This window comes from Alteribacter natronophilus (genome assembly GCF_006007885.1).
GTDB classification, from domain to species: domain Bacteria; phylum Bacillota; class Bacilli; order Bacillales; family Salisediminibacteriaceae; genus Alteribacter; species Alteribacter natronophilus.
On the sequence record NZ_VCRO01000001.1, the window covers coordinates 856,485 to 879,860 of the forward strand.

Consider the following 23,376-nt stretch of genomic DNA (forward strand, 5'->3'; position numbering starts at 1 on the left):
AATCATACACTTTATTTAAAGCGCCTCTCTATAACCATTCTATTCGATTGGTGAGAAAATGAATATTGGTATTTATACAGCAACATCTGCATTCTTTTTTATACATTATGTATAACTGTGAGAGGTGGGACCCTGATGCTGACAATCAAAGAGGCGATGGAACTACCGGTAATGAATCAGACAAAGCTGATTGCAGGAAAAGCTGGTTTAAACAACCCGATTAAATGGGTGACAACAGTGGAACTAATTGAGGATATCACCCGCTTTCAGGAAGGGGAATTTCTGATTACCACGGGGTATGGTCTCGACACGGGCAGTGAATATAAAAAGCGGCTTCTGCACTTAATAGAAACCGGCAAACTTGCCGGCATTGCCCTTTACACTGGATTTTACATAAAGGAAGTACCCGGGGAGGTGAGCCTGGCAGCTGAGCAGGCCGGCCTTCCCCTGATTGAAATCCCGACTTCCATTAACTTTTCGGCAGTAACCAAAGCGATTCTCGAACAGCTTGCCAATCGTCAGATCCGGCTCCTGGAAGCGTCACTTTCCATCCATAAGGAAATGACGAAACTTGCTCTCGGTAATGAAGGACTTCAGCACGTCCTTGAAAAATTAAGTGAACTTACCAGCTCAAGCATGTTTGTATTCGATGAGATGTACAGTCTATCTGCATCAAATGTCCGCCATTCAGACGTACGGGTCAGCAGCAATACCGTTTTTTTCAGGGAAGAACCATTTAACCTCAGGGAGTTTATGACCATCAGCGAGAAGACGAAGGACGATCCTTTTCTTCGTTATACATGGCATGGTTTCCCCAGTTTTCTCACACCGGTTAAAAGCGGAGAATTTATTTATGGTTACCTTCTGATGATTCATGAGAAGAACCATTCCTCCGAAATGGACGAAGTAATTCTGGAGCATGTATCCACTCTCATTGGGATCGAGTTCGTCAAAAAACATGCGATCGAGGAAACCCGGGTGAGGCTTCAGGGAGAGCTTCTGGAGGAAATACTCAGAAAAGAGAATCTGGATGTTCATACAGCCACCCGGAGGGCTCTGCGCCTGGGCTTTGACCTTTCCGGAAGACAGGCTGTGATTCATGTAAAAGTCCAGGGGTCTCCACGCACTGTGGAGCAGAAAGACTGGGGTAAACATCTGTACTATATTGTGTCCGCACAGCTTCGGAAAGCCGGTATACAGTTTCTTCTTCTTCCTAAAACAAATGCTCTCGCTGCCCTTGTTGAAGTGAAAAAAAACGAAACGGCAGACGAGAAGCATTTGCTCAAGGACATTTGTAAACAAATCCATACCCATTGGGCTTCCCGTGAAAACAGTTCTCTCGCAATTGGAATCGGAAGGACGTATGAAGACATTACCCGCCTGTCCGAGAGCGGAACACAGGCGGAACATGCCATTACCTATTCCGGTCTGCTTATGAACAAGCCTGAGATCGTACACTTTGACGAGCTTGGGTTTTATCATCTTCTCATTCAGCTGGAAGCTTCAGGCCTTGAGCTTGAAGACTACTATCGGCAGTATCTCGGGGATCTTACATCAGGTGAACGGCATAGAACGGATCTTCTATTGACGCTGGAAACCTACCTTTCCCAGAACTGTCACATTCAGCAGACTGCTTCCATGCTGTTTATTCACCGGCATACGCTGAAATACCGCCTTCAGCAGATCGAAAGGAAAACAGGCTTATCCATGCACCATGCCCAGGATCGTCTGAACCTTCAGCTTGCCCTCATGGCATACAGATTCTGTCATACTTCACGTTACTAAGACAAAATCACTGTATAAATTGTCATTTCCTGTCTGAAGATTGAAAATTAAAACAGAAAGAAAACGCTTTTATCTGTGCTACACTACAGGTGAATGTACAAAGGAGGCGTTGTTTATGACACTTAAACAGCTGATTGGACAGTACTGTACAAACGCGGGCCAGCCGCCCTTTTCATCGGACGACCTGGCAGATTTCCTGACTTCCCTTTACATCATGCAGAAAGTTGATATCCGCTGCTACAGACTTCTCCTCGGAGAACTTGAACAGCGGGGAGCAGAAAAGCCTTATTGCCCTGCACTTGAAAAAAATCTGCTCGGTATTCCTTCCTGAAAAAAACAGTATTTAACTCTCTTTTAATGGGATCCGGGGGGCTATACCCCTGGATGCTTTTTCTTTTTGGCTCTGTTAAAGTTCGTTGTTGATTTTCGCTCACTGCGCTCCCTTTCCGCGGGCACCACTGCAGCCTGCACAGATGTTAGCGTGCTTCTTTCTCTTCCAGTATCGCTTCGAAGTGTCTGCGTCGAAGCAGATCACAGCATACTCGTGAAGCAGATGTTCTTTGCTTTTCCCGCAGGAGTGTCGCGCGTTCGCTCCAATCAACTTTTTTAAAATCAACATTAAGATTTAACAGAGCCTTCTTTTTAAAAACCATACTGTGACTGTATTGCGGTAGGAGTATATACACTTTCCTTGGGAAACGTATAGTTAAACGGCAAATAAATTTTTTCCAGGGGGTGAAGCCTGTGTCACGGGAAACCAATAAGAACCCGAAAAAAAATGAACAGCGTCCTTCAAAAAGGCAAAAGCCCGATCAAAAGCTGCATTACCAGATGTATATTCAGGATGATTATCCGCATCATCCAAAGGATGAAGAGGAAATGGAATATTAAGGGTGTCGAAATAGAGACTCTTGTGACTAGTTTTTTCGAATGGGTTTGCAAGTGCCGTCGTATGAAGGATAATAAGAGCATTAAAAAAACAGAACGGAGTGAAAACTGTGTTTAACCATGTGCAGCATATAGAGGAAAAAAGAAAAGAGCTGCTGCTGACTGCTGAAAACTGCGGTTTCAACGCAGCAGAAACACTGCTTTGTTCCAAGGAACTGGACGAACTGATTATCAGGTATCAGCGTACCCGATACAGCACCGCCTCCTGCGTCTGATCGGGAGTGATTTTAAAATAAAAAATGCGCCGGCTCTGCCCGGCGCATTTTTATTTTTTTCTACTCACCTGCTGTCATCGACAGGGCGTTGGCTACGTTGATCACTCCATGTCCGGTATAGGCATCAAAACCATTTTGCCCGATATCATCGCACGAGTTTCTGATAATATCGTACACTTCCTCATTGGACAGGTCAGGATTTATACTGAGAATCAGACCCGCCAGACCTGCAACGTGGGGCGAAGCCATAGAGGTTCCACTCATGGCTACGTATTCATTATTCACGTAGGTACTTGGAATATGTTCTCCCGGAGCGGAAACATCCACATGTTCACCAAAGTTTGAAAACACCGCCCGGTTCCCTTCATGGTCAAGTGCTGCAACAGTAAGTACTTCAGGATAGGCAGCCGGATACATAGGCGTTGCCACATTTTCATTTCCGCTTGCTGCAATCATAACTACATCCTGTTCATAGGCATACCGGACTGCATCTCTCATCACCTGTGAATCGTTGGTATCACCAAGGCTCAGGTTAATGACCCGTGCCCCGTTATCAACAGACCAGCGGATCGCTTCTGCAATGGAAAAAGCGTTTCCTTCTGCGTTGGCATCAAGAGCTTTAACAGCCAGAATCGGATTGTTCCAGGAAACACCCGCTATACCTTCCACATTGTTCGTAACCGCAGCTGCTACTCCTGCCACGTGAGTGCCGTGGCCATTTTCGTCGTAAAAGTGACCATTATCCTCAAATGCGTTATAGCCGTCTGCAATTCTGGCCTCAAGGTCCGGATGCTCGGGATCAACACCGCTGTCTATGATGGCGATGGTAATCTCCTCGCTTCCGGAAGAAATGTCCCAGCCTTCTGAAGCGGTAATCTGCTCCAGATTCCACTGGTACGGATCATACAGCTCATCATTCGGCTCCCCGGCCTGCTGCTCCTGGGGCTCAATCACGCTCGGCTTCTCCTTAAGGGCAGAAGAAGAACGTTTTTGGTGATAGGTTGTCTGCTTCTCGACCTTGAAATTCGGCTCAATGAAATATACCTCCCCGTCTCTGGAAAGGTCCCCCAGTATCCGGTCAGTTGTGCGGGCAGAATCCCTGTACACACAGTCCTGACCATCCTGGTCGAGAAGATGCAGTCCCCTCTCCCTGCCCCACTCCCTGGCGTCGACTCCTTCCTTAAGACGAACAACAACCTCCCCTTCTTTATAAGGGTCTTTTTCTTTCACTTCAGGGTCGCTGTGTACAAAGACTTCCCAGTCAATACCCGGAACTGTTTTTTTAACGTAAGGGTATTCTGCTTCACTTGGATCAAAATTAACTCCGAGGTTTCCGGATCCGATAAAAAACTGGCCATTGTCATCTGTAATGAGCGCGAGTTCATTAATAAAAGAACTGACAAACGAAAGATCCATCTCACCAATACACCAGACGTCGCCGTCTTTTGTCCCCATCAGAAGTTTTTCGGTTCCTTTTTCAATGAAGGGATCGGAAATCCAGACGCCTTCTTTCTTTTCCTTTTTCAGCTTTTCCTGCGGGTTGTCGGTAACCTTCCCCACTTTAGTTACGTCCCCGTTCCCGTAAACGAGGGCAAATCCCTCGTAGTGAGGATGTTCATAAATATCCCGCTCAAGAGCAGAGAGATCACTTTCTTTTTCATTATGGGCAGCCCACTCAATCAGCTGATCCTCCATCTTATCAAGGAACATGCTCACGGTATACGTAACGTCCTCAGCAAAAATTTCATCCATCTGACCCTGCAGCTCCGAGCGCTGTCCTGCAAGATCCTGTTCCTGATGATCAGAAAAGAACCAGACTGCGAGCACAGCAAGCAGTGCCAGGGAAAAAAACGCGGATAATCGAATTATACGTCTCATTCTGTTTGCCTCCAGCTGTATATTTTTAACGTTCTTATAATGTGCTGAAAGCTCATGAAATATAAAATCAGCCGGGAAGTACTCATTTTGAAACAAAAAAAGGTGCGCAAAACAACTTTGCCGCACCTTAATACTTTTTCACTTCTTAATAATACGGGGAGATAAGGATATAAACGAGTACACCTGTAAGGCTTACGTACAGCCACATCGGCATCGAAAATCTCACCCATTTCCGGTGTCTCTCCCGGTGGTCGTTGTATCCGCTGAAGAAACTCATCAGTGCCAGTGGCACAATGACAGCAGCCAGTACGATGTGAGTGATCAGAATAAAGTAATACAAACCGGCCAGCCATCCCTCTCCGCCATATGATGTGGAGGGAGCAAGGAAGTGATAGGTTACATAAGAGATAAGAAAGAAAAAGGTTGTCGTAAAGGCAGCATATATAAACCGCTGGTGTACTTTGATGTTGCGTTTCCATAAAATGGCGACCAGTGCACAAACAAGAAAAATAAACGTAAAACTGTTGAGAGTTGCATTCAGGAGCGGAAGCTGCCGAACTGCATAAGGCAGCTCTCCCTGGTATCCCGGCAGGTAGGACAGGGCTATCACAAGGGCATTCACAATCAACGTAACAACTATAACGGTTTTAACATAATTCCGGTTAATCCATTTCCATGCTTTCAAATCGCTCGCTCCATTTCTATATTCATACTATGAAGTACAGGCAAGTCCCTCATCAAGAATTTCCTGGACACGGGCATCCCCAATGCCGGAAATGCGAGTCAGGGAACTGACAGAATCAAACGGTCTTTTGTCAATTAAAGACTGAACCCGTGCTTCACCAAGATGGATGATGTTTTCCAGCTCTTCCGGCGATGCGGTGTTCACGTCGATGCAGTCCGAATCAGCTGCAGCCGTTTCTTCAGAGCCGGGTTCGTTCTCTTCACCGCCGGTCTCTCCCTCATTTTCGTCATAAAAAGATGAAGCATCATGTTCAGTGTGCACTTCATATCCCGCTCCGTCTGTAATTACCGTAACAGTCCCGTGTTCGGCTGTTCCATAAAAAGGAATATCCATTTCACTGAACAGCAGTCTCACCTCATCATGTGGATGTCCGTACTGATTATTCTCTCCTGCAGAATAAACGGCAATTTCAGGATTTACGGTTTCAGCAAAAGCCGGCGTGGAACTGGTTGAAGAGCCATGATGACCCGCTTTCAGGATCTCGGCTTCCAATGGTTCATTCCGCTCAATCATGCGGGCTTCAGCCCCTTCTTCAGCATCACCCGTCAGTAGAAAGTTCACCTCACCATAGGCGATATTCATACTGAGAGAATCATCGTTTAAATCACCAGTCAGATTTTCAGGGTGAACGATTGTTATAATGAGTCCGCCAACCTCAAAAACGTCTCCGGCCCTCGGCTCATCATAGGAAGCATCAGAGCTCATTATTGCATCTATAGTGCGTTCAAAAACCTGTGAAGTCGCTTCACCGCCTGACATCCACACTTCATGGACATCAAACGAATCGATTACATCCGGCATCTGACCGATGTGATCTGCATGGGGATGTGTTCCTGCCAGAATATCGATCTCCTCAACGCCAAGGTGTTCCAGGTGCTCCGTCACGTCCGACCGGTCGTGGCGGCCCGCATCAACCAGAACCGTCACTTCTTCTGTCTGAAACAAAGTAGCATCCCCCTGCCCCACATCCAGGAAGGAAACGGTCAGCTCACCTGCTTCCATTCCAGAGGGGCTGCTTTCTTCTGAATCAGCAGAGGGCTCATCATCCTGAAAATCCGCACCGGGCGACTCTGCACTCTCACTGTCATCATCTTCTGTCTCGCCATGTTCAATATCTGCTGCCTGATCTTCTGCAGGTTCAGAATCTGCGGTTCCGCAGGCAGTGACCGCCGCCGTAATTCCAGCTGCCAATACCGCAGCAATATATTTTTTACAGATTATCAAAACCGACCTTCCTCCTTTTTCATAAATACCACCCTGTAGTATACAGGAAAGTCTGTTTCCAGGGAATGGACAAAAATTGACCATTTTCACAGCAGACGCTGAGAGTAGCAGCTGTTCCCGCAAAAAATGCCCCGTCTGTGACGGGACATTTTTGTTTCTTTCATTCAGAGCTTTGATGGTTTAACTTTATTCACCTTTTCATTTCGGGTACTCTGCTCCAGTTTCTCTATCACAGCCTGGACATCGTCTTTATTTTCCTTTGAACCAAAGAGCCTGTTCCTTTCTTTTTTAAGCACCCGGATCAGAAGTTTCTTTTCTTTTTTTGTGAGAAGCATTCCGGCTTCACTCCTCTGCCACGTTATCACGTTCCATTGTACCATCCCCTGTGCATCTGCGAACAGTCAGGCGGATGCAGAAGGCTGTTTATGCCGGCGTTTTTCACCTTTTAACCCCCACCACATTCCAAACGCTGCAGCTGCAAAGAGAAGCGTGGAAATGTAGAAAACAGAGGAAATCGTATAATAACCGGCGATAATCCCCCCAAGAACCGGTCCTGTTACATTGCCCAGAAACCGGAAACTCTGGTTATAGCCAAGAACCTCCCCCTGAACATCCAGCGGTACTTTCCTGCGGATATACGCAGTGGCACACGGAATAATACCGCCAATCTGAATCCCAAACAGAAACCTGAGGACAATAAGCTGCCAGATGTTTGTTACAAAAGCCTGCGGCAGAAAGAAAAGCGCTCCAAGAACAAGACATATTAACAGTACTTTTTCGTGGCCGATTTCATCACCAAGTTTACCCCAGAAACGGGTAGCCACAAGGTTTCCGAGTCCGGTCACAGAAAAGGCAAAGCCTGCAAGAAAAGCAACATTTTCAACAGTAAGAAGCGAACTGACATAAAGAGCCAGCTGCGGCTGGATACTGAAATTGGCTGTCTGCACTATAAGAGATACAATCATAACCATTAACAGCATTCTGCTTTTCACAATGAGAGTGAGAACCTCCCCCATGCTTTTGCGCTTATGCCCTTTCGTGCTGTAACCGGGTCTCTTTTCCCGGATGCCGATCGCTACTAACGAAGTCGCAAGCGTAATGACAACAGCTGTAATTACAAAAGTATACGTAAAACCGACAGTATCTGCCAGCACTCCGCCAAGCATTGGCCCAATAAGACCTCCACTCACGGTCCCCATCTGGAGGGTACCCAGTACTCTCCCTGCAATATATTTATCTGTCTGGGCTGATATGAGAGCCATGGATGTCGGAATAAAACCTGTCACGACTCCCATGAACATTCTAAGTATGAATAACTCCATAACGGAATCCACATAGCCCATTAAAAAAATGGAGAGGGCGATCCCGTAACCGGTAAACAGAAGAATCTTCTTCCTGCCGAAGCGGTCTCCAAACCTTCCCCAGAAAGGAGAAACCAGAAAGGCTACGAGGAAGGTAACACCAAATACAAAACCTGACCAGCGCTGGACGTAATCAGGTGAATAAGTGCCGAAGGTTTCAATATAAAGTGACAGAAAGGGAAGCACCATTGTGGCGCTTGCAGCAACAAAGAAGTTTGCAAACCACATAATCCATAAATTTCGTTTTTCCGTGCCGATGAGCAACACCTTCTCCAGTTCCGGATAAATTTATTTCGCGTATCTAAATAGTATACCTTATGTTCATGCAGATGAGAAGATGACCTTTTTTGGATCTTCCGTGCCTGAAAAAAGAAAAGAACCCGGATGTTTTTCCGGGTTTGAAAGCAGGTTAACTCTTATAAATCAGGATGATAGAAATGCCTGTAATTCCTCAGCCCGGTTCCTGGCGTGCTCATATCCATGCCTGAACAGTTCCGTCAGTCTTTCCTCTCTTTTCTCTATACGGGATACGCCCATCAGTTCATCCGGCCGAAATACGAAGGCATTCCCTGCCTTTTCAGCCTGTTTTACTTCTTCAATGGCCCGGTTGTATACAACGGACCGGCCTTCCACTGCTTTAACAAGTCCCGGCTGGTTCCTGTATTTTCTTCTCAGTAACCACTTTCCCCGGCTCAGTGGTTTTTTCAGGTAGCCGTCCTGCTGTGTCAGGACAACGACATGCTTTCTGTTGCCGTCCATAATTGACCTGCTGAGGGGAATCGGGTCACTGATCCCCCCATCCATAAGCATCTTATCCCCGTAGCTCGTAACCGGGGCTACAAAAGGAAGGGAACTGGATGCCCTGAGAATATTCAGGAATGAATCCCCGACCTCATTCTTTTCATAATATACCGGTTCGCCTGTTTCGCAGTCTGTGGTGCCCACGAGGAATTTCTGCTCGGAGTTGAAAAAAGCATCAAAATCAAAGAAAACTTCCTTATTGGGTATCCGGTCAAAGATAAGATCCATTCCAAACAGTTCGCCTCTTGTAAACCATCTTTTATAGGATATATAATCCGGATGTTTACAGTAGCCAATCGTTACTTTTTCATTACGGCCTATTTGTTTGGAGACATAGGAAGCAGCGTTGCACGCACCAGCTGACACACCGATCACATACGGAAAATGCCAGTCATTCTCCAGAAAATACTCGAGAATGCCTGCTGTGTACATCCCCCGCATACCGCCGCCTTCCAATACTAACCCGACATGATCCTGCTGTACCAACACAACTTCCTCCTCTAACTCATTCTCCATTCATTTTATCGAAAGCTCACTCGTTCTACAAATATAAACATTCAGACAGTAAGACATAAAAAAAATCCGCTCCCCCGGAAGAAGGAGCGGACCACTGTCAATCAGTATAATACATGAGGGCCAGTGCCCCGGGTCCCGTGTGAGTACTGATTATAGGAGTCGTCGTAAAAATATCAATATCCGTGTAATCCGTTACCTGCCGGATTGTTTCCTTAAGCTTATTTGCAAGCTCAAGTGCATCAGCATGGGCAATTCCAATCCCTTTCACTGTCCGCCCGGCTGTTTCTTCCTCAAATTTCTTTTTAAAGAAGTTAATCATCTGCATATGGGTCCTTACTTTGGTTACAGGCGTGTAGACACCGTCGGCAAGGGATGCGACGGGTTTGATTTTAAGGAGTGATCCAACCAGGGCTTTTCCCCGGCCGATTCTTCCGCCTTTCACCAGATATTCAAGCGTATCCACCATAATAAAGAGCGAGGAATTCTCTTTTACTTCCTTCAGACGTGAGAGAATGTCAGCAGATGAATATCCCTTTCGTGCCATCTGAGCTGCCTCTCTTACCTGAAAGGAAAGAGCCAGTGAAATGAATCCGGAGTCCACCACATGAACCTTCTGATCTGTCATGGTGGAAGCCGTTCTCGCTGAGTTGTAAGTCCCGCTCATACCTGACGTCATGTGAATGGAGATTACTTCACTGCCATCCTCCGTGAGACTGTCGTAGGTTTCCAGAAATGTACCGGCGGAAGGCTGGGAACTTTGCGGGATGGATTCACTGTTTACCAGTTTACCTATAAATTCCTCTGGTGTGATATCCACTCCATCTGTATATGAATTACCGTCTATCGTTACCGATAGCGGGACAACCGTCACATCAAGCTCGTCCGTCACCGCTTTCGGAAGATCATTCGTAGAATCGGTTACAATTTTAACTTTCCTGTTCATCACGTGAGCACCCCTTTACTGCTGCTTACATTTGCTCTCCTAATCATACTACAGGGGGGCGGCCTTGTTAAGAGATTTGAGGCTTATTTACCAGCCTTCAGCATAAATGAGATACCCTTAACTGAATCCAATCAGGGCAGCAGTAATAACAAAGGCCGAGCCGAGCACAAATAGCAGCAGCTGAAATTTGATGATAAATTTAAACCATTTTCCCCAGTCCAGCCTCGCTGCTCCGAGCACCCCCATCAGGGCCGCTGAAGTAGGTACAATCATGTTTGTAAATCCATCTCCCAGCTGGTAGGCAAGCACGGCTACCTGTCTCGTTACGCCGGCTATGTCCGCCATCGGAGCCAGAAGCGGCATCGTTAGAGCTGCCTGGCCGGATCCCGAGACAACAAAAAAGTTAAACACCGCCTGGAACATAAACATAAACCAGGCGGACACTGCCACCGGAAGCCCTTCAAGAGATCCGCCTGCCGTATTCATGACCGTATTGAGAACAGATGGTTCTCCCGGATCATCCCCGCCGAGAATAATGACAATTCCCTTTGCCATTCCGACAATCAGGGCTGCAGGCAGAAGATCTTTCGCACCATTTTTAAACCCGTCCGCTATGTCGTTTATTCTCATGTTATTCAGCTTGAAAATAACGCCAATGATCCCCGCCACAAGTCCGATCGTGAAGAACTGTGTTGCAATTTCCGGAATGTAATAAGCATGTCTGACAACACCCCAGACAATCCAGATTACCCCGAGAACGATGACACCAATAACCAGGGCGTGGCCGAATCCGAAGCGGCTCTGAATATCTTCATGACTGAAATCCTTACGGAAATACTCATCCGATTCATAGGATACAGAACGGGTTGGATCCTTCTTGATTCTGGAAGCATAAATCCACGTATAGGTTACACCTACAAGAGTGAAAAATGCCCACATGGCAATCCGGAATTCTGCTCCGGACAGAACAGGCACGTCAGCTACGCCCTGGGCAATCGCCACCCCGAAAGGGTTCATCCAGCTCGTGGCAAAACCGATCTGCGTCGCTACGTATGTAATCATAATTCCAGTAATCGCATCGTAACCAAGGGCAATAACGAGGGGAATGAGAATCATGGCAAAAGCGATGGCCTCTTCTCCCATTCCAAATACCGCACCTCCAAGGGAAAAGAGAACAAACATAACCGGGATGATCAGATTTTCTCTCCCTTTCGTCCGCTTAATAACCGAAAAGATCCCTTCTTCCACTGCCCGTGTTTTCATAATGATTCCGAACGCACCGCCAATAATGATAATAAAGGCAATAACACCCACAGCGGATCCCCATTTATCTCCTGATACAAGACCTTCAAAAACGTAATTGAGAAAACCGGCACCGCCGCCCCCTTCAAAAAGAGGTGCACCGTCACGTACCGGTTCGCCATCCTCTCCGGTAACCGTTTCAAAACTCCCCGGGACCAGCACAGTCCTGGTGTCCTCTCCACCGTCAGAGGTGGTGAACGTAACCTCCTCAGTCTCAAACTGCCCCTGAGGCAGGACATAGGTCAGTAAAGCTGCTGCCAGTACGACGAAGAAAATAATTACAAAGGTATCCGGTGTCTGAAATTTTTTCTTTTTCTGTTCCATTTCCCTGCTCCTCTCTCAATCATTTGTGCCGGACTTTAATGCAAGATGGATGCCAGAACAGCCGCCCGTCCGCGCTTTTCGGCCATTCTGCCCATACAGAGGGGATGTCAGCTTTAAATGCCTGACTGTAAAAAGCAGATACGCTGATAAATACCCTTAAATAGGCTTTACAAAAACATCCTTTAACACCCATTAAAAACCCATTTAATAAAATAAATATTGGTAAAATGTTGTCGAAAGTGTAAAGAAATATGCTGGAATATGTTAAACTATCATTGTTTTTATTTTTCGGCACTGTAACATAACGAAGTATTGTTTTGTGTACCTGGAAAAAGATATTCGTACAGGAAGGGGGATTCCATTATGACTTCGACACCATTCATTGCCGTTGAAGGGCCGATTGGCGTTGGAAAAACGTCTTTAGCCACCAGGCTATCAGCAGACTTTGACTATTACCTGCTGAAGGAAATTGTTGAAGAGAACCCGTTTCTGGGTAAGTTTTATGAAGATATTCAGGAATGGAGCTTTCAGACAGAAATGTTTTTCCTGTGCAACCGGTTCAAACAGCTCGAAGATATCCAGCGGTTCCAGCTGGACAGCCGGAAACCGGTTGTAAGTGATTACCACATTTTTAAAAATAGAATTTTCGCTAAACAGACTTTGAAGGACAGGCACTTCAGAAAGTATGATCAGATCTATCAGATTCTTGCCGCTGATTTACCCAAACCTAATATGATTATCTACCTGCATGCGGGTCTTGATACGCTCTTATCACGGATCGCCAGCCGGGGGCGCACCATTGAGCAGCAGATTGATCCGGCATATCTGAAACAGCTGTCCAGCGACTACGATATGTTTATTGCCACTTTTAAAGAGACCCATCCCGATATCCCGGTACTCACTTTTTCAGGTGACGAGCTCGATTTTGTACACCGTAAAAATGATTACAGCCATATCAGGCAGCAGGTTATGGACACACTGGGAGCTGTACCGATTGAAAAGTAGAGAAACGGAGTTGTTTTACAATGAATAAAAACCGGCACAGTATTCCGGACAATGCGCTGATTACCCTAGCAGGTACTGTAGGTGTAGGAAAATCCACCCTCACAAAAACACTTGCAGACACACTCAATTTTGAAGCATCTTTTGAAAAAGTGGATGGAAACCCTTATCTGGAAGACTATTACGATGATTTTAAAGCCTGGTCATTTCATCTTCAGATGTATTTCCTCGCCGAGCGGTTTAAACAGCAGAAGCAGATGCACGAAACCGGCGCAGGATATGTACAGGACAGAAGTATCTATGAAGATGTCGGGATTTTTGCAAAGATGCAGTTTGATAACGGCAATATGACCCGCCGTGATTATGATACATATCACTCTCTCTTCGAAGCGATGGTCATGTCCCCCTACTTCCCCAAACCTGATGTCCTCATTTACATTGACGGGGATTTGGATAAAATTCTTGAGCGCGTAGGCAGCCGCGGGCGGGAAATGGAAACGAAAACGCCCCGCGCATTCTGGAAGGATCTTCACGAACGGTACCGCAGCTGGATTCAGCAGTTTGATGTCTGCCCGGTCCTTCACCTCGATATCGAGGCATATGACTGCCGCGATGCGGATTCAATGAAAAGGATCACCAGTGGAATCAGCGAACTGATTCACAACAAAGATCTGAACTATCTCAAACTCTCTCCGGTCAATCCCGTGAAAAGCTGAAAAAAAGGTGTCCCGATCCGGGACACCTTTTTGATTCCTTCCTTATCACAGGTCAGAATTAAGCGCTGCTGTTCTTCTCCTCGAGCTCTCTTTTCAGCTTCCTCCTGTAAACCGCATGGGAAAGCATGATGCTTATTTCATACAGCAGAATCAGCGGAATAATAACGAGTACATCCGAGATGAAATCCGGCGGTGAAATAAGAACCGAAACAACGACTATGGCAAAATACGCGTATTTTCTGTTTTTCATCATCCCGTACGGTGTCAGCAGACCAAGGCTGGTCAGAAACATTACGACCAGGGGCAGTTCAAACAGAAGACTGAACGGCACTGTCATCCTGAGTACAAACTGAAAATAACGGTCCGGGGTGAACATAGTCTGGAACATTCCTTCACTTAATGCAAGGAGAAAGTTCAGGACAATCGGAAGAACCACAAAATACCCGAACGCCAGTCCTCCGGCAAACAAAAGAACGGAAGCAGGAATGTACATGAGCGTTACCTTGCGCTCCGAAGGTGTCAGACCGGGCTTTACAAACAGCCAGACCTGAAACATAAGAATCGGAATCGTTACAGCAACAGCGATTACTCCTGCAATGCTGAAAAAGATCCAGAGTACGTCAAGGGGTCCCAGTACAGTCAGTTCCATATCGAGATCCTGGACGAGCCACTGGTATATATCTCTCACAAAAACAAAACTCACAATAAAAAAGAGAATAAATGATCCCAGAACAATCATAATCCGTTTTCTTAATTCACTTAAATGATCAAACATATTCATATCCTGCTGTGTCATTGGAAACGCCCCTAACTGTCGGCAACAGAGGAAAGTGTCTTTACATACAAAAGGTGCAAGGTGACGGGTCACCTCACACCCCTATTCACTTTCATTACCTGTTCTGATTCTGCTTATCTGCAGATTTATCGTCTTCATCATTCGTCAGATCTTTAGCGGATGCTTTAAATTCCTTAAGAGTCTGTCCCATTGCTCTTCCGATTTCAGGCAGTTTCTTAGGGCCAAAGATGATCAATGCAATGACAAGGATCAAAATCAGACCCGGAATCCCAATATTCGGCATGGTGTACCCTCCTTTATTAAGGTTCATGCTGTATTTTCAACAAAGTCCTGTCTACATTATAAAACGATCAGGTGCGAATTACTACACATAGCGTTTATTCAGTAAAAAAAGTTCACCGGTCTGACACATTCGGGGGTTCTGCAGCTCCCAGGAGAGCGTCGATGGAAATCCCCTCCCCTTTCCTGAAAGCTTCAGGATCCAGAACTGTGGATTCCGAAAAACTCAAGGCTGACTCATCCGGTATAATATCGGAAGTTTCGGCGTCTGCAGGGAACCGGTTAAGCATCTGCACCAGGGAAGGTTTCTTCAGTTGAATTTCAGTTCGTTCTTTATGCGGGTTTCCTGCTGCAGCATGATCGTTCTGCACTGTTACTGCTGCTGTCCAGACGCCTGCACAGATGAGTGCTGCAGTAAGAAGCAGCGCTTTCGCTGATTTTTCCATGCCTGTCCCCTCCACTCCCGCTGACGGATCGTTCGAAATCATCGTCTGCTTTTCCTATCTATACCATAAATCGACATACAGGATCAAGGGCAGCCGCGATTTGAGGAAAGAGTAATCTCCTCACTGCGGGTCCTGACATTGCCGCCATCGAATGTCCGTTCCGTCATCACCAGGCGTCCGGAATCATCCATTAACAGAATGGTCGAGCACCTCGTGCCATAACTTTCGGCCTGAATAAAAAGCGGCGAAAGCATTCTTTCAAGCTCCATTCCTACCCCGGTGTCAGGAAGATGTTTATCGGGAAACGGGTCAGCCTCCTGCAGCAGACTGAAAAGTCTTTCTGTCAGTTCAGCCCGGGAAAGACTGTTTCCCAGCTCAGCCATCCCCCGTTTCAGGTACCGGACTTTCGGCCAGTCAGAATGAAGCGTACCATTACTGAGGCCGTAAATCCCCTTGGTCAGCGTTTCAGTACTGCTGCTGCGGTTGCTGACGTAATGGAGCTTATCCGGCGTTCCGGCCAGGAGGTTAAAGCCATCATACAGGGTCGCTTCTTCATTAAGCTTCCCCAAAAAATCTTCTGCAGGCAACAGAGGGTCTCCAAGATAATCACGAACGATGTTCCCTCTGCTTTTTTTCGGATTTTCATGCCCCGGTACTTCACGAACGTTTGTAAGAGCGGCAATTCTGCCGGATTGTGACATTCCCATCCAAGTTCCTCCAGCCACTTCATCACGGCCTGCAAGGATTTCCGGCTCATCTTCCCACTGATGCAGCTTCTGTGTGGGGCGCTCATAGAATTCATCTCTATTTGCAGCCATAATAAAGGGAAATTCATTATTCTGTTTCATGGATACTCCGATCAGGCACATGCTTTCCCCTTCCTTCTCTTCTTCTGTTTATCCGCTGCGGCTGTGTATAAAGCCATTGTAAAGAAAAATGATACAAATCCCGGGGAAAACATATCTGGAACGAATACGTACACTATTACGCCGGCTGCCGCCGCCAGACCTCCAGTCCGGTTAAAAGAGGAAGCGTTGTTATTCGCACTTACCTGTTCAGGTGTCAGCGTTCCCTTTTTGATGAAAAGGTAATCTGCAATGATTACGGCAGTAAGAGGAATCACTACCGTTCCCAGATGTGAAATAAACATGTCGGCATTATCCACGATAACCGGGAAACAGCTGACTGCCACCCCGGCCCCTCCGAAAACGACAGCACTTCTGATCCTTCCGAGTGCCGGGAACGTATTAAGCAGACTGTATCCTCCGGTATACGCGTTGTTCAGATTTATAATAATCATGGAGGAAACAGCCGCTGCTGCAACAATTCCAATGAGGAGCGGTGAGTCTGTTAGTCTGCTCGCTTCAACAAAAGGATTCCATTCTCCCGCAGCTGCAGCTGTAAAGGCACCGAGCACAGCTGTCATCATAAAACCAAGCATATTGCCGGCATAGATTCCAATAACTGCCTGCCGGCTGCTTTTGGCATACCGTGCAATATCCGAGGATGTTCCAGCTCCTGACACATACTGTACAAAAGCAAGTCCGGCAAAAAACATCATCGCCGGCACTGACCAATCTCCTGTTCCTGATACTGCCTCCCCTGCTGCAGCACCTCCCTGGTAGTCTCCTGTCAGAAACAGCCACATCATAATTACTGCTGCTCCACCCATAACAGGGAGTACGAATCCAGACGCTTTCCTTATGGCCTCAAACCCAACAACGGCCAGGTAAGCCATCAGAATTGCAAGAGGAAAACTGACTGCGGGAAAAGGAAGGTTAATCCCGAAGCCTCTCTGCACAAGTTCAATAATAATATAGGTTCCCGCTACCGTCTGTACACCAAACCAGTAAAGAGAGGTCAGCGATCGCACTGGTGATGCCAGGTACATGGAACCCTTTGTTCCGATCAGGCTCCGGATTACGTACTGCGCCGGCAGACCGTATCTGGCCCCCGGCATCGCCAGGAGGCTTACAAAAACAAAAGCCAGCGCAGCCCCTGCTGCAGTACTCGCTACGGCGGCATAAAAACTCAGTCCCCCTTCAAGCACTGCAAGTGCGGGGACAAGGAAATTCCCGGCGTTTACTGCTACAGCAGCCTGAATTCTTATGTAGTGATGCGCCTTTGCTGTTTTAAGATGGCCAGGTACCGCTTCCAGGCCAAGCTGTTCAAACTTTACTGCTTTCGGCAACCAGATCCCCACACTTTCAAAAGTTGTCAATACCTTCGTTCATATTACCGCTTAAAACAAGTTTCGTCTAACCGGACGTGCATAATCACATTATTACAGGGTAGAGAAATAGTACAGATGTTTAATCTTGCCCGGGTTAAATACCTCATTATATAATCAAGCCAGCGCCAGTGGAACTTTTTCGCTCCGCCGTACGTAGAACAGATACAGGAAATTACACTGATTAAGGTATAAAAACAAATACAATTTCAGCCTCACCGGAGGCTTTCAGTCTGAATCAGGAGGGAATACTGATGAGTGAAACAAACGGAAAAGAAGTGCAGAACAAAGAAAACGGAAATGCAATGTCCTATCTGGAAAGAATCAGATCCGGAAACAGCCTTGATGAGATACTCGATTCCATCGGCAGAATCGGAACAGAGGAACAGGAAAAAGCAGGGGAATCCCTGGAATCACTAAAACGCCCCGTAAGTGATATGATGAACGATCCTAATCACGAACTGCCGGATCAGCTTTCAAAGCTGAAAGACGTTGTCGCAGAACTGGAACCCAATTATCTGAAACAGGGCCGCTTCGAAAAGTTCCTGAGTAAAATTGTCCGCAAAAGTCCTCTCGATAAATATGCAAAGAAATATCAGTCCATTGAATCCGAAGTGGAAACGATTATTGAAGCCCTTCTTCATGGAAAAGACAGGCTGCAGGAAGATAACGTAATGCTTCAGCAGCTCAAATCTGTCGCAAGGGAACGGATTTCTTCTCTGGACGAACAAATTGCCATTGGTAAGGAACTGAACCTGATGCTTGAAGAGGAAATGAAAAAAGACGAATGGAAGGAAAACCCGGTTCCTATTCAAAAAGGACAGCAGAAGGTTCTTTCAAGAGTAAAAAACATGCAACAGGCCGTTCTCGTGCTGCAGCAATCACTCGCTTCTGTTGATATCATTGTTGAAAACAACGACAAACTTGAAGAAGCAATCTTTAATGCCATTACAATGACCAAAAACATTATTACTGTAACAGCATCCATTCAGCTTGCTCTCGGAAATCAGAAAAAGGTAATCGACGCTGTGCAGAACGTCAATGAATCGACCGAATCCATGCTTGCGTCCAACGCTTCCCTCCTGAAGTCCAATACTGAGGAAACACTTAAAACCCTTGAAAAGCCTGCAATAGCCATGGATACGTTCAAAAAGGCATACGAAGATGTCTACGCTGCCATCGAACTGACTGAACAGTCCAACGAGCGGATTATAGAGTCAAGCAAACAGTTTATTACGGAAATGGATGAGCTGAATCAGAAAATGGAGCAGAAACTGCTTAAATAATTCTACTGAAGCCGAGTTTCCGGAAGGAGGAAAGTCCAGTGACATTTAAAGAACGCCTGCTCCACCACCAGTGGGTACAGCCTTTTCTTCCCAACTACATGAAACCGCTGCAGGAACCGGGAATCGAGGAAGGTCCAACAAGCCTGATGATCCATGAAACAGAGGAATTTCTTTCTGACCTTTCTTCTCTCTCGGAACTGCCTCGCCTTAACAAAACATTTAAACGCAAAATAAAGGGGTTTCTGCTGAAAGTAAAAATCAAACCTAAAAAGCTGCATCTTGAGCTGATAGATACGAAACGCTCACCGGCCCAGATAAAAAAACGGATTTATATTACAACCTACCGAAAATCCGTCAAATCCGAGAATGGTTTAGGCAAATGTATTGACGCCACCATTTATTACCAGATCGAAGGAAGAAACATGGTGCGCAACGTTAAACATCACCATCTGTTCCGCCCGGTATTCACTCATCTGCATATGCTCGATACTTCACTGTCAGGCCAGGCTGCCCTTCCCGCAGCCGAACTTGAAGAAACAGCTCCTGCCCGGCCAGAGGAAATCACGGCGGAAAATGAAGATAAGAACAGCCTGATGGCTGCACTTAACAATTATTCGCCCCAACTAAATACCAGTGATCCCGATCTCGAACAAGCACTCGCTGAGGTGACCGGATCGCTCAAAAGATGTCTGGAGGAATTTGAACTCCTTGATATTGAGGAGAGACACCAGGTCAAGCGCATGATTGTCAAGGAGATTCCGCAGCTTACACAGACCTTCAGGAGCCTTTCACCGCTTCAGAAATCCGAAAAGAAAGAGGAAATGATTAATGCCCTTCAGAAAATGAACCATTTCACCCTGAAAATTGTTTCCTCTCTTGAACGGAACAGACTGGAGCACATGAACCACCTCCTCAGGGTAAGTAAAATGCGCTATGACGATCCGGAATGAAAACAAAAGAGGTTGACCGGTAACGCTGTTTTACAGCTCCACCACGGTCAACCTCTTTTTATGTGCTCTGATTAAAGTCTACTGTTCAGTTTCGCTCACTGCTCTCCAATCAGCCTGTTAAAATAAACATTATGCTTTTTAAGAATAATTTTAAAAGCGATGAGTAAAAGTATGCAGTTCGTAAAGATCCGCTAAACGACATTCCCCAAAGCACGCGGCGGTGCCAGAGAGCCTAGGCAGGCTTTTTTGCCCTGCAAAACAGCTTTTTAGCGATTTGCCCCATTTCCGTCGTTTCCATTGTTCCCATTATTTCCGCTGTTCCCATTATTTCCGCTGTTTCCATTGTTTCCGTTGCTTCCACCGTTACCATTATTTCCATTATTTCCATTGTTCCCATTACTTCCGTTGCTTCCATTGTCTCCATTACTTTCGCCGTTTCCATTATTGCCTTTGTTTCCATTATTTCCGTTGCTTCCATTGTTTCCGTTGTTTTCAATGTTTCCGTTAGCGGGTTTGTTCCCCCTGCTGTCACTGTCTTTTCCGTTCTCGCCTGAATCCTCACCGGAACTGGACTTACCGCTGTTACCGGAAGCATTATTACCGTTTCCGGAAGAGCTTTTTTCTTTATTCCCGATTTTATTTTCTGCTTTCTGAGCATCCTCGGACTGACTGCTGTTATTCTCGGCTGCATTTTTACCCCGGTTTTTCTGTTCAGTGGCGTTTATTTCAGGTTTTCCCTTTTCTTCTGCCACAGCACTGTCATCCCTGGCTTCTGCTGCCCGCTGCTGCCCCCGCTCGGATGGATGATTCTTTACGCCGTTATCGCCTCGGTTCCCGGAAACGAAAGAGGCATTCGAAGGGTGTATCCACTCTATAAAAACCGGATGGGCTCCTGTTTCCCCTGCACTTCCTGACTGCTTTTCACTTTCATTCGTTTCCTCTTCTTTACTTTCATTTTCTTCGGGTTCAGGCGAAGAAGCATCCTGAACCGGAGTAACAGCTTCAGTGTCTTCCACTATAAGATCGTCCATCGACATTGCCGAAAGGTCTTCTGTATTAACGGATAAATCTTGGTTTGTCTGCAGGAGTGATAATTTACCCGGCGATACTGCTTTTTTTTCCGCTTCCTCAAGGCTTGTCTGGTCAAGAAGAAGGGAAACGACGTTGATATCGAAATCTTCGTAAAGGGAGTTCGCCCACCCCTGGTAGTTTTCCAGCCAGAACTCATCGTCCATCAGGGCAGGCGAACTGGATATGTACAAGCGGTTTCCTTCCTGAAGATAACCGAGACTGCGGCTTTTTTTCAGAACCAGCTCTGATACGTCACTGAAAGGAGAGTCAGGGTTTTCCGTCAGACCGGTCAGTTTTACGAGCTCCTCGCCTTCCCGATTATAGGCAGCAATGTGTATAACATTGTAATCAGCATCCAGTTTGAAAGCCACGCTCGGGTTCATATCAAGGGCAACAATTCCGTGTACACGGTCGCTCTCGCCAAATGGAAAGACGGAAAACAGCATTAGAAAACTGAGAACCGCTGCAGCGGGGATCGCCATGGTTTTGTATTTATAAAGAAGGGAAACTCCAAATGTACGGGCGGGGGTATAGGTAACTTCCTCACCTGTCCTCACACCGGAAGTCCGTCTGGCTTTGACAAACTCCCCTTCTTGCGTCATCACGATCATAAATCGATCGTGCTTTTCCATGACGACTCCCTTTTTCACGTCAACCACTCCTTAAGGTAATCCTTCAGGTACCGATAGTCCTCCATCAGGACGATCGAAACCGCGATGATATATTTTCTGTTTCTTTCAATTGTTTTTCTGCTCATTGTAATATGGCGTGTAAGATCCTTGATCGGAAGTCTCTTCTTCGACATCAGTGTCTGGCGAAGTTCAGGCCTCTCAGTTACGACACGGGCAATCCCCACCATATTTTCCCTAGCATCCTGGTGTTTCGGACACTGAGCAGCCACATCAGCGAGAGTAATTTTAAATCCTTTTAAAACTTCTTTAAGATGAAGTATTTCTTCTCTTCTGTACTCCTGTTCAAGCTTCTGGTGAAACTCACGGAATGAGGCATGCACTTCAGCCACGTTTTCCATATTTTCGTTATCTTCTTCCGAATAATCAATGGAGAGGGGGATTTTCCTCCGCTGCTCCTGCCTGATGAAATCGATTACCCTTCTGCGGATGACGAGGCTTGCAAAGGAAAGAAACGAACTTCCTTTGTCGGGTGAATACTGGTGTATGGCTTCATTAAACGCGATCAGCGCAATAGAATATTCATCATCTTCGTTTGTATTTATATAACGTTTACACACTTTTGCGGTTGTTTTTCGGATAAAAGGGATATATTGTTCAATCAGTTCATTTTCAAGTACGGTATTGCCTTTCTGAACTTCCAGGACAGTACCATTAAGATCCAAAGGTTTGGTTGTATTTACGGTTAAGCGCTTGAGCACGCAGAGCACCTCTCTTGTGCGTATTAATATGTATTCGCCGTGTACGCATCATTTTTGTGGGGTTATTTTCATATCTTAACGAGTTTATTTTACAAATTCAGTGGACCTTCGACCTATCTATCAATTACATTTCAGTAATACGCTGTTTACAGTTGTATTACGGTCTATTAAAATGATAGCGAATACACAGTATGGAAAGGAGCTAAACCGTTGACACAGAGCATACAAACTTTCGACAGCGCTCGTCACATTGTGGACGGCTTTGATCTGGGATCATCAGAAAGAACCGGGTCTTTTGTCCTGGCAGAAGAGAAGCTGACTATTATTGAAACCGGGCCTTCCATCTCTGTTCCCCATATTATCAGCGGGCTTAAAAAGCTCGGTCTGACGCCGGAAGCTGTCAGGAATATTATCGTGACCCATATTCATCTTGATCACGCCGGAGGGTGCGGTCTGCTGCTGAAGCATTGTCCCGGGGCCTCGGTTTATGTACATGAAAAAGGGGCCCGCCACCTGGCAGACCCTTCACGCCTCGTTCAGGGAGCACGGCACGTATATCAAGACTCCTTTGACGATCTTTTCTCCCCCGTAGTGCCTGTTCCTGAGGAAGCAATAAACAGAGTTCAGGACGGCGATCATCTTAGAATCGGCCCCAATTGTAATCTGACCTTTTACGACACTCCCGGTCACGCGAATCACCATATCGGCATATATGATGAAAAAACGGGTACGTTTTACAGCGGCGATACACTTGGAGTAAGGTACCCTGCCCTTGCCCGCAGTGGACTTGACCTCATCCTCCCCTCCACCTCTCCAAATCAGTTTGATCCGGAAAAAATGATAAATTCCGCATCGAAAGTCAGGAAGCTGAAACCTGGAAAAATCGCATTCGGCCATTACGGTATCTGTAATGACACTGATTCTGTTTTTTCCCAGCTCTCACACTGGCTCGATGTGTTCATACATTACGGAAAAAAACATTACCAGGCCGGAGATTCATATGGGGATTTGAGAAATTCCCTGCTTGCGGAAATAAAACAGTATGCAGAAAAATACACTGAACTGACAGATAAAGATTGCAGAATGCTCGAACTTGATCTTTCTGTAAGCTCCATGGGTCTGTTGGACTATCTCAGAAAAGCAGACCGCTGACAATAATTTGGTGCTT

The 23,376-nt window shown here is 46.2% G+C and carries 24 protein-coding genes; 9 read left to right on the forward strand and 15 right to left on the reverse strand.

The features are described 5' to 3' along the window. The first annotated feature begins 135 nt into the window (after positions 1-135). The 4 genes from FGB90_RS04250 to FGB90_RS04260 all read left to right on the forward strand — a co-directional run bounded on the left by FGB90_RS04250 (position 136) and on the right by FGB90_RS04260 (position 2,948). The gene (locus FGB90_RS04250; protein ID WP_138809305.1) at positions 136-1,785 is read left to right on the forward strand and encodes a PucR family transcriptional regulator; all 1,650 of its coding nucleotides are present in this window, start codon (positions 136-138) and stop codon (positions 1,783-1,785) included. A 115-nt stretch (positions 1,786-1,900) separates the two neighbouring features. Continuing rightward, positions 1,901-2,116, forward strand: coding sequence for a YppF family protein (gene yppF / locus FGB90_RS04255; protein WP_138809306.1), 216 nt, complete (start codon positions 1,901-1,903; stop codon positions 2,114-2,116). 413 nt (positions 2,117-2,529) lie between these two features. Then, positions 2,530-2,676 carry a hypothetical protein gene (locus tag FGB90_RS19575; protein WP_171051695.1) on the forward strand — a complete coding sequence of 49 codons (147 nt, stop codon included), beginning with the start codon at positions 2,530-2,532 and terminating at the stop codon, positions 2,674-2,676. Between the two features lie 107 nt (positions 2,677-2,783). Continuing rightward, positions 2,784-2,948, forward strand: a complete 165-nt coding sequence (locus tag FGB90_RS04260; protein ID WP_171051696.1) for an aspartyl-phosphate phosphatase Spo0E family protein — start codon at positions 2,784-2,786, stop codon at positions 2,946-2,948. 60 nt (positions 2,949-3,008) lie between these two features. Here FGB90_RS04260 and FGB90_RS04265 read toward each other — a convergent pair whose 3' ends face one another. The 8 genes from FGB90_RS04265 to yfcC form a co-directional block, all read right to left on the reverse strand. Next, the gene (locus FGB90_RS04265; protein ID WP_138809308.1) at positions 3,009-4,826 is read right to left on the reverse strand and encodes a S8 family peptidase; all 1,818 of its coding nucleotides are present in this window, start codon (positions 4,824-4,826) and stop codon (positions 3,009-3,011) included. Positions 4,827-4,971: 145 nt separating this feature from the next. Further along, positions 4,972-5,511 carry a DUF420 domain-containing protein gene (locus FGB90_RS04270; protein WP_138809309.1) on the reverse strand — a complete coding sequence of 180 codons (540 nt, stop codon included), beginning with the start codon at positions 5,509-5,511 and terminating at the stop codon, positions 4,972-4,974. Between the two features lie 27 nt (positions 5,512-5,538). Further along, the gene (locus FGB90_RS04275; RefSeq protein ID WP_171051697.1) at positions 5,539-6,795 is read right to left on the reverse strand and encodes an MBL fold metallo-hydrolase; all 1,257 of its coding nucleotides are present in this window, start codon (positions 6,793-6,795) and stop codon (positions 5,539-5,541) included. Between the two features lie 164 nt (positions 6,796-6,959). Then, the gene (locus FGB90_RS19580; protein ID WP_171051698.1) at positions 6,960-7,130 is read right to left on the reverse strand and encodes a hypothetical protein; all 171 of its coding nucleotides are present in this window, start codon (positions 7,128-7,130) and stop codon (positions 6,960-6,962) included. A 66-nt stretch (positions 7,131-7,196) separates the two neighbouring features. Next, complete coding sequence (locus FGB90_RS04280) at positions 7,197-8,414, reverse strand: MFS transporter (protein WP_246056088.1); 1,218 nt, start codon at positions 8,412-8,414, stop codon at positions 7,197-7,199. Positions 8,415-8,579: 165 nt separating this feature from the next. Beyond that, positions 8,580-9,443: a patatin-like phospholipase family protein gene (locus FGB90_RS04285; protein ID WP_281280013.1), complete on the reverse strand. Its 864-nt coding sequence runs from the start codon at positions 9,441-9,443 to the stop codon at positions 8,580-8,582. Between the two features lie 127 nt (positions 9,444-9,570). After that, positions 9,571-10,416, reverse strand: a complete 846-nt coding sequence (locus tag FGB90_RS04290) for a DegV family protein (RefSeq protein ID WP_138809312.1) — start codon at positions 10,414-10,416, stop codon at positions 9,571-9,573. A 117-nt stretch (positions 10,417-10,533) separates the two neighbouring features. Beyond that, the gene (gene yfcC, locus FGB90_RS04295; RefSeq protein ID WP_138809313.1) at positions 10,534-12,042 is read right to left on the reverse strand and encodes a putative basic amino acid antiporter YfcC; all 1,509 of its coding nucleotides are present in this window, start codon (positions 12,040-12,042) and stop codon (positions 10,534-10,536) included. 363 nt (positions 12,043-12,405) lie between these two features. On the opposite strand from yfcC, the gene FGB90_RS04300 reads away from it, so the two are divergent. Together FGB90_RS04300 and FGB90_RS04305 are read left to right on the forward strand one after the other, a co-directional pair. Continuing rightward, positions 12,406-13,047: a deoxynucleoside kinase gene (locus FGB90_RS04300; RefSeq protein ID WP_138809314.1), complete on the forward strand. Its 642-nt coding sequence runs from the start codon at positions 12,406-12,408 to the stop codon at positions 13,045-13,047. Positions 13,048-13,067: 20 nt separating this feature from the next. After that, positions 13,068-13,760 (forward strand): deoxynucleoside kinase, encoded by a 693-nt coding sequence (locus tag FGB90_RS04305; protein ID WP_138809315.1) that lies wholly within the window; start codon positions 13,068-13,070, stop codon positions 13,758-13,760. Between the two features lie 58 nt (positions 13,761-13,818). Here FGB90_RS04305 and tatC read toward each other — a convergent pair whose 3' ends face one another. The 5 genes from tatC to FGB90_RS04330 all read right to left on the reverse strand — a co-directional run bounded on the left by tatC (position 13,819) and on the right by FGB90_RS04330 (position 17,472). Continuing rightward, positions 13,819-14,556 carry a twin-arginine translocase subunit TatC gene (gene tatC, locus FGB90_RS04310; RefSeq protein WP_138809316.1) on the reverse strand — a complete coding sequence of 246 codons (738 nt, stop codon included), beginning with the start codon at positions 14,554-14,556 and terminating at the stop codon, positions 13,819-13,821. A 94-nt stretch (positions 14,557-14,650) separates the two neighbouring features. Further along, the gene (gene tatA, locus FGB90_RS04315) at positions 14,651-14,839 is read right to left on the reverse strand and encodes a twin-arginine translocase TatA/TatE family subunit (RefSeq protein WP_138809317.1); all 189 of its coding nucleotides are present in this window, start codon (positions 14,837-14,839) and stop codon (positions 14,651-14,653) included. Between the two features lie 112 nt (positions 14,840-14,951). After that, a complete protein-coding gene (locus tag FGB90_RS04320; protein ID WP_138809318.1) occupies positions 14,952-15,323 on the reverse strand; it encodes a hypothetical protein in 372 nt (123 codons plus the stop codon). Between the two features lie 41 nt (positions 15,324-15,364). Next, complete coding sequence (locus FGB90_RS04325) at positions 15,365-16,150, reverse strand: NRDE family protein (RefSeq protein WP_138809319.1); 786 nt, start codon at positions 16,148-16,150, stop codon at positions 15,365-15,367. After that, positions 16,141-17,472 (reverse strand): cytosine permease, encoded by a 1,332-nt coding sequence (locus FGB90_RS04330; RefSeq protein ID WP_246056049.1) that lies wholly within the window; start codon positions 17,470-17,472, stop codon positions 16,141-16,143. The genes FGB90_RS04325 and FGB90_RS04330 overlap by 10 nt, the downstream gene beginning before the upstream one ends. A gap of 293 nt (positions 17,473-17,765) precedes the next feature. On the opposite strand from FGB90_RS04330, the gene FGB90_RS04335 reads away from it, so the two are divergent. Together FGB90_RS04335 and FGB90_RS04340 are read left to right on the forward strand one after the other, a co-directional pair. Continuing rightward, positions 17,766-18,797, forward strand: a complete 1,032-nt coding sequence (locus tag FGB90_RS04335) for a toxic anion resistance protein (protein ID WP_138809320.1) — start codon at positions 17,766-17,768, stop codon at positions 18,795-18,797. A 38-nt stretch (positions 18,798-18,835) separates the two neighbouring features. Next, entirely contained in the window at positions 18,836-19,747 is a 912-nt protein-coding gene (locus tag FGB90_RS04340; protein ID WP_138809321.1) for a hypothetical protein, read from the forward strand. Positions 19,748-20,013: 266 nt separating this feature from the next. Here FGB90_RS04340 and FGB90_RS04345 read toward each other — a convergent pair whose 3' ends face one another. Next, positions 20,014-21,468, reverse strand: coding sequence for an anti-sigma factor domain-containing protein (locus FGB90_RS04345; RefSeq protein WP_138809322.1), 1,455 nt, complete (start codon positions 21,466-21,468; stop codon positions 20,014-20,016). After that, positions 21,465-22,208 (reverse strand): RNA polymerase sigma-I factor, encoded by a 744-nt coding sequence (gene sigI / locus FGB90_RS04350; RefSeq protein WP_246056050.1) that lies wholly within the window; start codon positions 22,206-22,208, stop codon positions 21,465-21,467. The genes FGB90_RS04345 and sigI overlap by 4 nt, the downstream gene beginning before the upstream one ends. Positions 22,209-22,418: 210 nt before the next feature. On the opposite strand from sigI, the gene FGB90_RS04355 reads away from it, so the two are divergent. Then, the gene (locus tag FGB90_RS04355; protein WP_138809324.1) at positions 22,419-23,360 is read left to right on the forward strand and encodes an MBL fold metallo-hydrolase; all 942 of its coding nucleotides are present in this window, start codon (positions 22,419-22,421) and stop codon (positions 23,358-23,360) included. Positions 23,361-23,376: the final 16 nt, after the last annotated feature.